Origin of the sequence: Agrobacterium vitis, assembly GCF_013426735.1 — a bacterium.
Classification (GTDB): Bacteria; Pseudomonadota; Alphaproteobacteria; order Rhizobiales; family Rhizobiaceae; genus Allorhizobium; species Allorhizobium vitis_D.
On the sequence record NZ_AP023275.1, the window covers coordinates 105628 to 118108 of the forward strand.

Consider the following 12481-nt stretch of genomic DNA (forward strand, 5'->3'; position numbering starts at 1 on the left):
TTGCCCGTTTATGCAATCACCCGGTCGATGAAATCGGCGATAAGTCTTTTCAGTTTCTCCAGAGAGGGCAGGTCCATCAGCATGGCGATGTACCCGCGTACCTTTCGATCCTGGACGGAAAAGTTAATGTAGAGGAACAATACGAAGCTTTGGTCACTGGTGTTGTCGAAAACGTCGAACAAAGCGGCGCTGTTACCGCGGCGAACACTGGGAAGCGACATTTTCAGCGTGTGCTGCAACATATTCGCCATCGAGCCGAGACAGCCGTTCAAGATAACGTTCCCGGTTTCGGCGAGAGCTTCATCCTCAATTTCAGCGACGCCCGCGTCGTCCATGTCCTCGCCAATGATGGCACGGACGAGCGACAGGCCATTGCTTTCAGGAAAAATGAGAAGCGCGCGCCCTGAAAAAGGGCCCTCGAACTGCTGTTGCACGGCGATGAGATCTTCGTTCTCTCGCTGACCAATCAAGGCAGCCGCAGACTTTCGTGTAACGACCTCGACAGAGGGGACAGACAGGATGACTTGCCTGTTGACCATCTTTCGCAAACTCGCCGCGGCACGGCTGACGCCGATATTGACGAGTTCTGTCAGGGCATCGCGTTCGAGATCGTCCAGCGCTAACGAACCACTGCTCATATGGCGGCTTTCCTCAGGCGAAGTGCTGCGCCGGAGATGAAGCCGCTCAAAGCTTCTTCCGTGACAGGCTTGGCCACGAAGGTCGCGTTCAGCGCGCGGACTCCTGCAATGATTTCATCCTGAACATTGGCGGTAACGACGGCGATCGGCATGTTGGGATGTAAACCGCGTAGTTCTCTAGCGAGTTCAAGCCCATCCTTATCAGGCATGTTGAAGTCCAGAACGGCCACGTCAATCCTCTGGGAGTTAACGACAGCCAAAGCATCGGCGGCGCTTCCTGCCTCAATGCGCGTCCAATCGGGCTGTAATGCCGCGATCGCCTTACCGGCTACGATCCTGGCTAATTTGCTGTCGTCAACCATAAGGACTATGACCGTCATCTAAAACTCCACCAAAGGGCTGCGATCCACTTGGACGCCAACATAAACCTCTCTTTTAAAGGGCCTATGGGAACTCCGCAAGTTTGCCACTAGGTTTTTGACGCGTCCATGAGCGAAGTTTTTACTACGTGAACCAACAGGTCCGCCGTAGTAGACCCTTGAGGGGTGCCATTGAGTTGTGGGCCGTATACTAGTAATGCTTGCCATAGAGCCGTGTGAATTTCCGTTGCTGCCGCCACATCGACGGCAAGGTCGCGGTGATTTTCCAGATAGCTGACGAGCGTCTCCGCTTCTTCGATACCACATTTTCCAGAGAGGACGATGGTACCATTGCCAAGGTCCACTGTCATGACACCAACTCCTCTATATTCACGACCAGCAGGACCTTTCCATCCCCCAGCAGAGTCGTTCCTGCAATTCCAGGTAGGCCCTCCAGCAAGCCCCCCAGCGGCCGGGTCAGGGTCTCGGCGCGCTCGGCAATCTCATCGACGGCGACCCCGATCTCGTCTTCCCCAGCCTGCACGATCAGCACCTTGAGATCGCTGGAATGCGCGCTCGGCGATTGCACCTGCAGGAGTTCGCCGAGATGCAGCAAAGGGATCGTTCTGTTGCGCAGCACGAAGGCCTTGCCCGCCCGCAGGGACTGGATCGCGCTCATCGGCAGCTTGTGTGTCTCGATGACATCCGAAATGGGGATGCCATACCGCTCATCGCCGACCTGAACGACCATCAACTGCGTCATCGAAAAGCTGATCGGCAGCCTCAGGACGAAGGATGTGCCGGTTCCGACCGTGCTTTGCAGCTCGAGCGTCCCGCCAAGCCTTTTGACGGAACTCTGAACAGCGTCGAGGCCAACCCCGCGGCCGGACAGGTCGGAGACCGAGGATGCGGTGGAAAAGCCGGGCGCGAAGACAAATTGCAGAACGTCCCGGTCGGAGAGAGCTGACGCCTGGCCTTCCGATATTAGACCGCGATCCATCGCTGTCGCCCGGATGCGTTGCGGATCTATGCCGCGGCCATCATCGACCACTTCGATCTCGATCTGGTCGCCACGCTGCCGGGCGCGCAACAGGAGACGACCTCGAGCGGTCTTGGACTGCTGCTGCCGGTCGGCTTCCGGCTCGATGCCATGGCCGAGACCGTTTCGTATGAGATGCAGTAGGGGTTCGAACAGGTTCTCGACGATTTCCCGGTCGGCTTCGACGGCCTCACCCTCGATGATCAGGTCGAGCGCCTTGCCGAGCCTTGCCGATGTCTCGCGCACCAGCCGCGGAAAACGGCGGAACGTGTGTTCAAGCGGGATCATGCGCGCCTGAGTGACGGCGCTATAGAGCGAGGCGACGAGACGCTCGATTTCATGATGGTTGGCGAGGATCCGTCTCGCGAGCTGGCCATTGCCGTGGCTGCGCGCTTCATCCGCCAGCGGCACGAGGCCGTTCTTGGCGGCGATCAGCTCGCCGGCGATTTCGACGAGTTTGTCGATACGCGCGGAATCGACCCGTATAGTTGTCGACTGACGATCCGTAGGGCGGTTTGCCGATACCTCCAGCTGGGCGGTTTCCCGTTCCTCGGATGCTCCGGGCAAGGCGAAAAGCTTGACCTGATCGGGGATCAGCCGGAACACGCCTTCCGCCTCCGCTATCGAACCGCCCGAAACGGCTTCGATCAGCAGATTGCAACGGAACGGATCGTAATCCTGCGGCGCCGGCCGGGGTTCCTTGAGCGAAAGAGCCAGATGCCTGAGGTCAGAAAGCCGCGATATCGTTGCCAGCGGATCGTCGCCATTGAAGAAACATTCGGGATGCGGCTCGTAACGGATGGCAATCAAGGTTCCTGCCGCATCCGTCGTGGGAACCTTGTGATGCAGAGACAACGCCCAGTCCGGAACTGCCGTGGGTGCAAGGGCAGTCTCCCCGGCGTCGCGCTCGGTCATTTCGCCGCTCACCAGCCTCACCAGCCTCGGCGCCTGCTTCTCCTGCGCTTCGGAAAGACGCCCCGTCTCGGAGATGCCTTCTATGCTGTTGTCAACCCATTCGATCACCGCGAGAAGCGGATCGATGAGCGTCGCGTCCACGACGATCTTGCCGGCGCGTGCTTGCGACAGAAGATCTTCCGCCTGGTGCAATATTCCGAGCATTGGACCGAAGTCGAAAAGGCCGACCGAGCCCTTCAGCGTGTGGATCGCCCGGAAGGCGCTTTCCAGGCTTTCCCGTTGGCGCGGATTGGCCTCCAGCGACAGCAGGTCTTCCGAGGCCTGCTGGACCAGTTCGCGCGCCTCGATGGCGAATTGGGCGATCAATTCAACCATTCATTTGTCTCCCGCCTCTCGGTAGACGATGGCGTCGGGAAAGCGGACCGGCTCGAAAGTCTCCGAAATGCGTGACATGGATTCCGTATGGCCGAGGCAGATATAGCCGCCGGGATAAAGCAGTTCATGAATATTGCGGGCGGCGATTTCGCGGGCCGCCTCGTCGAAATAGATCAGCAGGTTGCGGCAGAATATCACATCGAAACGCCCGAGTGACGCAAGGCTTGGCCGATCGACGATGTTGCCCTTAGCAAAGGTGACGGATTCCCGCAGATCGCCGATCAGCCGACGTTGCTGATCCTTTTCCGGTTCGAAATACCGGTCAAGGATATCTTTCGGGATTTTCGAAAGCGACCGCTGCCCGTAATGGCCGTCCACCGCCTGCCGCAGGATGGCGGTATCGATATCCGAGCCGGTAATCTCGATATTATAGGCATCCACCAGCGGCCAGTTTTCGAGCAGCCAGATGGCGATAGAATAGGGCTCCTCGCCGCTCGAACAGGGCATGGACCAGATACGGATACGATCGCCCGGACCTTTTGCTTTGATCACATCGGGCAGGATGGAATTGCTGAGGCAGGCGAGCTGGTGCTGCTCGCGATAGAAATAGGTCTCGTTGACGGTGAAGCTGTTGATCAGCAACTCGGTCTCGCGCAGGTCACCGCGCAGGATAGAAATGTAGTTTTTGGCCGATTGGGCCTTGCGCTGGCTGATCAGGTCGGTGACGCGACGCTCGATATAATAACGCTTGGTCTCGCCGAACACCATGCCGCTGCGCTGGTAGATGATCGCGCAGATTTCCTCGAGATCGGCGCCCGAAAGCGGGTCCGCACCAAAATTTCCCGAATTGGCCGGAGGGATCACCATCAGCAGACCCGATCCAGCAATGAAGCCCCGATGTCTTCGACGCGTCTGATCTCGCTCGCGCCATTGAGGCGTACCAGCTCTCCCGGCATGCCCCAAACGACGGCCGTCTCTTCGGATTCGGCGATCGTGTAACCGCCGGCGGCCTGCAACTCGGCCATGGCGGCGGCGCCATCATTCCCCATGCCGGTCATCAGGATGCCGACGAGATCGGTTGCCGGCACATGTTTCATCGCCGAGCGCACCATCCGGTCGACGCTCGGATGCCACCGATAGGCCTGAGCGCTCGGAGCGGCCATCGCCACCAGCGATCCGGCGCGCGCGGAGATGACGATATCCGCATCCCCCTTGGCGATATAGATGTTGCCCGGCTCCAGTTTGGTCTGCTGGCTGACCTCGCTGACGGTCAAAGCGCAGAGCTTGTCCAGCCGCCGGGCCAGAGGTCCGGTAAACGAGGCCGGCATGTGCTGCGCCACGACCACCGGCCAGCCAAAGTTCGCGGGCAGATGGGCGAGCACCGCGTCGAGCGCCGGCGGCCCGCCGGTCGATGTGCCGATCAGCACGAGACCGGTTCGACTTGAATCCCGGACCGGTCGTTGGGGGGCGGCCCCGCGACCGCGAGACGGGATTATGGTTTGCGATGGAACGACCTGCGTCAGCCGGACGCGCTCGGCGAGCCGCCGGCTGCGACGGATCCGCACTGTCGCTGCCATCCGCACCTTTTCGACAAGACGTGGGGTCAGTTCATTGATCGAAAGTGAAATCGCGCCGCCAGGCTTGGCGATGAAATCGACCGCGCCGATCTCCAGCGCAGTCAACGTCTCCTCCGCGCCCTCCTCCGTTAGTGACGACACCATCACCACTGGGCACGGATGTTCGAGCATGATGCGATCGAGACAGGCGAGCCCATCCATCAAAGGCATGTGGATATCGAGGGTCACCACATGGGGCTGGAAGCTCGAAACAGCCTTCAGAGCCTCGACACCGTCGCGGGCGAATTCGATCTCGAAATCCCCTTCCGCGCTGAAAATCTGGCCCAGAACCTTCCGCATCAACGCAGAATCCTCAACGATGAGAAGACGGATCACGGAACAGCCACCGCCGGCTTGTCTTCGGTGATCGCCGCCACGATATCCCGCTCCGCCCGGCTCAGAAGCTCCTTTGGATCGACGAGCAGGATCATCCGGCCGTCGGATTCGATATGGGCGATGCGATCGAAGACCTCCGTCCGGTCGGAAGAAAACTCGGGTGCGGCCGACAATGCGGCCGAGGAAACAGCCTTCACTTCCGATACGCCATCCACCACAAAACCGGCCTGCAACGTGCCGAGCGTCACGATGATGGCGCGCGCCTTGTCCATCTGCGCCAAAGCCAACGTGTCGAAACGGGTGCGCTGGTCGATCAGCGGGATCGCCTTGCCGCGCAGGTTGATGACGCCCATCACGAAGGCTGGCGCGCGGGGCATGCGGGTGACTTCGCTTGGAACCCGCACGACTTCGTCGACCGAACCGATGGGCAGACCGTAATTCTCGTCGCCGAGCTGGAAAATCAGGAACTGTTCGACCGTCTCTTGCCTCTCACGTGTCGTTCCCATCGGTTTGGCTCCTGTATTCTGGCCGATCGCCTGGGTGACGGCGTGGTGACCAAACAGTTTTTGCGGCGACAGGATGGAAATCAGCAGTCCGCCATCGGCAATCCGGCCGATCGCCTCGATGTGCGCATCGCCGCGCCCGCGCTGCAGAACGGCTGGGACCGTACCGATGGCATCCTCGGGCAGCCGGCGGATCACATCCATGCCATCAACGACCAGACCCACCAGATCACCCTCGTGCTCGACGACGATGATCCGGGAGCCCTCGACCGCCGAATGCACGCCTTCGAGGCCGAGAAGCGATGCCAGCGACACCAAGGGCAGAACACTGTCGCGCATCGGAATGAGACCGACCACCGCCGACGCCGCATTCGGAATGACCGCGATATCGCCGGTCAACATCGCGACTTCGCGGATATCGTCGAGCGGCAGGCCATAGAGCTGCCCGGCGACGCGAAACGACAGCAAGGCGATGAGCTGAGCGCTCGCCTCCACCTCTTTACCACGGTCGCCATGGGCGGTCCGTTCAGACGGCGAGCGCCTCGTCACCTTGAACGCGGCATCCAGCAGGCCATTCAGATCCTGAAGCGGTGCGGCCGTCGCATCCGCCGAAAGTCGCAGCACGTCATCGACGAGAAGGCCGACGGCGCCACCGTGATCGTAAACGATGATCTTGCCATCCGGGCGCGCATTGTGGCTGCCGTTCAGGACCTTGCCCATTGACAGGACCGGGACCGGCTTACCGCGGAGATTGGCGATGCCGGCCAGCGCCTCGGGCCCATGCGGAACTCGGGTGATATACGGCACCCTCATGACCTCGATCACAAGGCCCGCTTCGATCTCGTGGCTCTGCTCTCCGACCCGGAATACCAGCCGCCGCCGATCGACATCCGCCGGGGAGGGTAACACTGCCATGGCTTCAGTTTCCGGACATCTGGAGTTCGTCGGCCAGCGATGCGATTTCCTCGACCGCCGCCGCTAGGTCCTCCGCCCCGCGGGACTGCTGCCTTGCCGCGGTCGCCGCCTGCTCGGAGGCGGCACTCGCCTCCTGCGCCACAGAGGCAATCTGCTGCGTTCCGGCCTGAACCTGCTTGGCGGCGACGAGGATCGCCTGCGTCGCATTGAGGATCGATGCGTTGCCGCGCACCATCAGGTCCACATCGGCTTCCGCCGCGATCAGCCGATCGACGATCTGCTTGTTCTTCGCGATCTCGGCCTCGGAGGCCACGACGATCATTTCCAGTTCCCACTGCACGGCGGCGATCTGCACTTGGATCTGCCGCACGATGTCCTTGACGCCATCGATATTCTCGGCGGCATCCTGGGCGAGTTTGCGGATATCGGTCGAAACGATCGCAAAACCACGGCCCGCCTCGCCGGCCCTTGCCGCTTCCACCGAACCGCTGACCGCGAGCATGCTGGTCTGCACCGCGACGAGCACGATCCGGTCCACCGTGCGCTCGATCTGAAAACCGATCTCGCCGAGCGAATTCAGATCCGTCAAAGCGTTCCGCGTTTCGCCGAGAGCATCGGAAACACCCGCCGCGATCGCATCCAGGCCGGCCTTGTTTCTGCCGAGGAACGTCTTGATCTCCTCGGCGCGCTGGCTTGCCTGCTCGGCACTCTCCTGCGTCTGGGAAGCGCTCTTTTCGATCTGAGGCATGGCCGCATTGGCCTGCTGCGTGGCAGCTGCCTGCGCTTCCGCCCCGCGGCTGATCTGCTCGATCGCAATGAGAATTTCACCAGCCGCACCGGAAAGCTCCTGAACGGTGGCGGACAGCTCTTCTGCTGCAGAACTCAGCTCTTCCGTCCGCGAGGCCCGGCCGCTTTCGTTCATCAGCTCATCGGCAAGTGTGGCCAGAGATTGCGCCGTCTGCTGGCTTTCCTCTAACGCCGCGCTCTGTTGCTGGACCGCGCGTTGCGCCTCGGTCGCAGCCGCGGATTGCTCTTCGGCCGCTGCCGCAACAGCTTCGGCACCCTTCTGGGCCTCGCGCGTTGCGACTTCCGCTTCGACCGCAGCGATCAGGATCACCTGGCTGTTCTGCGACAGGGCGGTGAGGCCCGAGCGGATGGCATGTAGTTCCTCGGACACCGTCCGACCCGAAGCCGTCTGCTCCTGCGCCTTGGCGGCAGCGGACCGGATGCGATCGGCAATCCGGCGAACGCCATCGACGACCGTCTCGGCATGCTGGCTGACATCGCGGGAGCTTCGCTCGGCAATTTCCGCCAGCGACCGGACCTCGTCGGCGACGACCGCAAATCCACGGCCTTCGTCACCGGCCCGCGCCGCCTCGATCGCCGCATTGAGCGCGAGCAGATTGGTGCGGTCCGAAATATCGGCAACCGCGACGGTCGTAGCGCCGATGCTTTCCGCCTGGGATTGCAGCCTGTCGATGACGGCAACGGAAGCGATCTGGCGTGAAGCATTCGCATCGATTGCGGAGATCGACGTATCGATCTGCGCAGCGGATTCGAAGACAGAGGTCTGAAGTTCCTCGGTGCGCCTGCGCGCGGCTTCCGCTTCCGTCCTAGCCTCGGAGAACCGCGCCGAAAGGTGGGTGGTGGCGGACAAAGACTCATGCGCCGCTCCTGCTGCTTCTTCGGCCCCGCTGGCGATCTGCTCAAGCGCCCGGCGCAACTCTTCTGCGGCTGCCGCGGCTTCCGACACGCCCGTCGCAAGTTGTTCCGTCGCAGCCCCGATTCGCTCGGCCGCCTGCTGTTGCCGCACGCGCGAACGATCCTGCGATCGTCGGCTGACGGATCTTGTGTTTGGCTCCGCCACAGCTCCCGTCTGGCCGGCCTTCGGAGGATTTGTCTTTGCGCCTAACTGAGAGGTTTTCACCAGTGCCATGCGTTTCCAATCTCGTGAACTTATGAGCTGAGCCTGCAACGCAAGGAATTGCCCTTGATCATACAGTCTATGGCGCAAACGACGGCATAACGCAAACCTTTCGTCATGCACAGGATATCCGAGATCGCCAACGATTATAGGAACGGGACGAGAACGACGCCAGGTGGCATTTAGAGCGCCGCGCCGCGGAGACGATCTATGCTATGCCGTCCAATAATCCTTGGGGATCGTCTAAAATGGACCCGTTGTCCGATGTCATCTCGTTCATGGAACTGAAAAGCTGTCACGTGGGCGTTCACGGCGGACGACTGGTCGGTCCGTTTCGATCCACATGATGGCATTAAATGCTACGCCGTGAAACCGCCGACCCAGACAACTGCTCCGGCGACGAAGACCAAAATTGCATTGAGCCAAAGCACTCTCGTTTCCCCGCGAGAAAGATGCAAGGCCACACCCGACAATTGCAAGAGTACCATGCCTGCCGCGGCGAGAGTCGTAAGCCATGGCATATACGTAATGCTGCCGGGAAATGATGCCGATGGCGCTCAACCCCTCCATGATTCCGAGGAAGGTGATAAGCGAGGGTGGAACATCGACGGTCCAGTGCCAGCCCATGGCGGCAAGGGCCTCTGGTGTCCGGCTCAGCTTGAGGAAGCCGGCGTATGCAAAAAACTGGGCAAGAATTGTTCGCCTCGTCCATAGACTGATTTTCCATTCCTCATTCCAGGTCTCCTAAATTGATGCCCACAAACATACCGGTGCGTCTTTACCCTGGCGGGATCCCCGGAAGAAGTATAAACTTAACCGACATCTCGCGGCGTCAGGACTCGCAGGGCGGCGCCAGCGCTGGCTGTGATAGCAGACTTACTGAACATCTAGTCACCCGAATCTGAAGTTCGGCTCATTGTTTTTTGGCAGAATCGCTTGACGGAGGCGAGGATTTGGCCGGCGGATTTCACCCATCTGTATGGCTTGGGATTCTCGTTGTGCGTTGCGATAAACGCGTCGATGTCGGCTTCCAGTTCGGCGGTGGAACGATGGACACCGCGTTGCAATTGCTTGCGCGTCAGCTCTGCAAACCACCGCTCGACTTGATTGATCCAGGAGGCTGACGTTGGCGTGAAGTGAACATGCCAATGCGGGCGGCGTGCGAGCCAGGCCTTGATCCTCGGCGTCTTGTGGGTCGCATAGTTGTCCATCACCAAATGCACGTCCGGCCCCTTGGGCATCTCGGCGTCAATCCGCTTCAAGAAGTCGAGAAATTCGGTCGCCCTGTGACGTTTGTAGCACTGGCCGATTACCGCGCCAGTCGCAACGTCGAGCGCGGCGAACAGGGATGTCGTGCCGTTGCGGACATAGGTATGGGTGCGCCGCTCGGCGATGCCCGGCGCCATGGGCAGAACCGGCTGCTCGCGATCCAGTGCCTGGATTTGCGATTTCTCATCCACGCATAGCACGACTGCCCGATCAGGTGGCGACATGTAAAGGCCGACTATGTCTTGCACCTTATCAACGAACAGGGGATCGGAAGACAGCTTGAATGTCTCCGAACGATGCGGCTGCAAACCAAACGCGGTCCATATCCGACGGATGGTGGTGTGCGACAGCCCGCGGTCGGCTGCCATCGAACGGATAGACCAGTGCGTGGCATCCTTCGGGGTGGTGTTCAATGTCCGTTCGACGACCTCAGCTACCTGGGCGTCAGAGACGGTTCGTGGCCGACCTGCGCGATATTCGTCGGTCAGCCCGTCAATGCCACCCTGCACGAACCTGCGGCGCCACTTGCCAACCGTGTGCTCGTGGACGCCAAGGCGTTCGGCAACATCTTTGCTCTGCAAGCCCTGCGCGCACAGCAAAACTATCCGGCATCGATCCGACAGCGAGCGCGGCGCCTTGTGCCGACGCACCTGAGACTCAAGAAAATTTCTATCCTCGTCGCTCAGAGCGACAAAGCCCGCTTGCCTGCCGACCATCAATCAAACTCCCGCTGTTACAACAGAAGCAAAATAAAATGATGCCTACTTTAGTTCAACGTTACTAGCGTTTCCTGGCAGGTCAGAGAGAATTTCTGCCTGGAGTTCCTCAAGCAGCCTTTGATGGTCAGGGGATTCAACCCGTTGCAAACCTGCTTCATTTCTACCTGGCACATATGGGCGGTGACCCAAAACGCCTGGCATGTTGGCGACAGGCTTGCTTTGTTCTCTTCAACGCATGTTGAGATGGCATCAGGGGTAAGCCGCCATGGCCTGAGGCACTTCGATCGGATCTCAGCGCCGCATTGTTCCTTCACAGCGGGAGACAGGGGAGCTGCCAAGATAGTTTGGGATGCCCCGGTCAGGCCGAGGATTACCGATATCGACTGAAGCAAACGCTTGCCCAGGACCAGGGTGCTCGAAAGGCGCTCTATGCCAAACACGCTTTGAGCTGGCCTAGACATTTCCTTTTGGAAGGCGGTCTGTTCGGTCATGACCCGAACCTCCAGAAATGCATGCGGCGCAATGTAGCTCGAATAGCATCCAGGTTCGGCAATACGGTAAAGGATGGAACCAGCATTACAATCACAGTCGATGCTACAGTTTGAATGATCTTCATCCAAAAGATCTTGTCTTCGTAGGGAGACATATGCTTGTTCCTTTTCTTCAAGAAGGTCCTCTTCTGTCAGCGACAGTGATCTCCGAGAATTGCATGGGCATTACATAGAAACAGCTTGATCTGGTTTTTCGCAGCCGATGGTGCGGCGGTCCAGAAGATACATTTCGAAGTGGGAGGCGATGAGCGGAGCAAGGCTGGAGGTCTGGGCTCTCGCTCCGCTCACCCGAGCCGGCGGGGATGCCGGTCTGCTCCTGCTAAGCAGTCATCCGGCCAGCAGGAGGTTTGGACGATGCTGCGTCTTCTGATGATCAATGTGCTGGCAATGTCTTCGGCTTCTTGTCGGTCCATTGTGGCGGAAGGCCATAATTTCCGGCGACCTTGCCAACAATGCCTGGTGCTCGCCCGAACGAGTCGCATGCTGCATATTTCGGTTTGCCGCCGAGCCAGGACTGGACCCGGTTTCTGGAAGGGATGGAGATGTCCAACATCTTCGGTTCCTTGCCCGTTATCAACGTCCGGGAAAAGTCACTGGCAAATTTGGTTGCAAGGCCATAGGCATCGCCGACCTCCGAGTAGCGCGGCTTGTCCTGAATGAAGTTGGCTCCACGGCTCCACATCATGGCCGCACGTTGAACATTGGAACTATCGGTTGCCTCAGCTTCGACCGCAAGACCGCCAAGGCCGATGGGTATGCGTGGAATGCCGACAAGAGGGATGTCGCTTGGGATCATGAAACCACCGCCAACGCTTGCAACAGTCGCCGCAGCCGCAACACCTTTGTTGGTCGGCACAATATCGGTAACGACAGAACGGATTGTCAGGTCCGCTCGTTGGCCGGCCGGCACAATTTCATATTTGTCGCTCAATGCGACGCAAAGGGCGCGGTCCAGCGCATTGGATACTAGGGCACGGTCGGTCTCCAACTTGATACGAGATGCAGCATTGAAGGAGAAGCTGGTTGGAATGATCCGAACCGTCTTTATCTGGGCCAATTGTTTGCCATCGACGTAAAGCCGTCGTTTCTTGCCAAAGTTGCCCTTGGGAGGGCTCAGATTGCTGTAGGAGGTCAGCGTTCCACTTTCCGTCAGTGGCACGGATGTACAGCCGGCCACTGCAACTGTCATGATCAATATCGGAAGAGAGAAAAGCAAACGTCGTGGGGGGTCGCCGAAAAAACGACTGAAAAGCTGATTATAGATTTGCACGTGCACCGGCCTCCAACATTGATGTTGGAGTGACAGTCGGAGCTGAGGATTG

General features: G+C 59.6%; 12 protein-coding genes. All 12 read right to left on the reverse strand.

Annotated features, from left to right (window positions below; genetic code table 11):
* Positions 1-8: 8 nt before the first annotated feature.
* A complete protein-coding gene (locus H1Y61_RS24560) occupies positions 9-638 on the reverse strand; it encodes a chemotaxis protein CheX (RefSeq protein WP_156557723.1) in 630 nt (209 codons plus the stop codon).
* Positions 635-1018, reverse strand: a complete 384-nt coding sequence (locus tag H1Y61_RS24565; protein ID WP_156557725.1) for a response regulator — start codon at positions 1016-1018, stop codon at positions 635-637. The genes H1Y61_RS24560 and H1Y61_RS24565 overlap by 4 nt, the downstream gene beginning before the upstream one ends.
* Before the next feature lie 89 nt (positions 1019-1107).
* Positions 1108-1368 (reverse strand): hypothetical protein, encoded by a 261-nt coding sequence (locus H1Y61_RS24570; protein WP_156557727.1) that lies wholly within the window; start codon positions 1366-1368, stop codon positions 1108-1110.
* Positions 1365-3326 carry a chemotaxis protein CheA gene (locus tag H1Y61_RS24575; protein WP_180575603.1) on the reverse strand — a complete coding sequence of 654 codons (1962 nt, stop codon included), beginning with the start codon at positions 3324-3326 and terminating at the stop codon, positions 1365-1367. Before H1Y61_RS24575 ends, H1Y61_RS24570 begins: the two co-directional genes overlap by 4 nt.
* Positions 3327-4193: a CheR family methyltransferase gene (locus H1Y61_RS24580; RefSeq protein ID WP_071204593.1), complete on the reverse strand. Its 867-nt coding sequence runs from the start codon at positions 4191-4193 to the stop codon at positions 3327-3329. It abuts the gene before it with no gap.
* Entirely contained in the window at positions 4193-5278 is a 1086-nt protein-coding gene (cheB, locus tag H1Y61_RS24585; RefSeq protein ID WP_180575604.1) for a chemotaxis-specific protein-glutamate methyltransferase CheB, read from the reverse strand. Before cheB ends, H1Y61_RS24580 begins: the two co-directional genes overlap by 1 nt.
* Complete coding sequence (locus tag H1Y61_RS24590) at positions 5275-6696, reverse strand: chemotaxis protein CheW (RefSeq protein ID WP_180575605.1); 1422 nt, start codon at positions 6694-6696, stop codon at positions 5275-5277. The genes cheB and H1Y61_RS24590 overlap by 4 nt, the downstream gene beginning before the upstream one ends.
* A gap of 4 nt (positions 6697-6700) precedes the next feature.
* Positions 6701-8509, reverse strand: a complete 1809-nt coding sequence (locus H1Y61_RS24595; RefSeq protein WP_234644453.1) for a methyl-accepting chemotaxis protein — start codon at positions 8507-8509, stop codon at positions 6701-6703.
* A gap of 387 nt (positions 8510-8896) precedes the next feature.
* Entirely contained in the window at positions 8897-9340 is a 444-nt protein-coding gene (locus H1Y61_RS27135) for a DoxX family protein (protein WP_180575614.1), read from the reverse strand.
* 167 nt (positions 9341-9507) lie between these two features.
* Positions 9508-10605, reverse strand: coding sequence for an IS630 family transposase (locus tag H1Y61_RS24605; RefSeq protein WP_156556118.1), 1098 nt, complete (start codon positions 10603-10605; stop codon positions 9508-9510).
* 50 nt (positions 10606-10655) lie between these two features.
* Positions 10656-11099: a hypothetical protein gene (locus H1Y61_RS24610; RefSeq protein ID WP_156557681.1), complete on the reverse strand. Its 444-nt coding sequence runs from the start codon at positions 11097-11099 to the stop codon at positions 10656-10658.
* Positions 11100-11532: 433 nt separating this feature from the next.
* Positions 11533-12348: a DUF3313 domain-containing protein gene (locus H1Y61_RS24615; RefSeq protein WP_156557678.1), complete on the reverse strand. Its 816-nt coding sequence runs from the start codon at positions 12346-12348 to the stop codon at positions 11533-11535.
* Between the last annotated feature and the right edge of the window lie 133 nt (positions 12349-12481).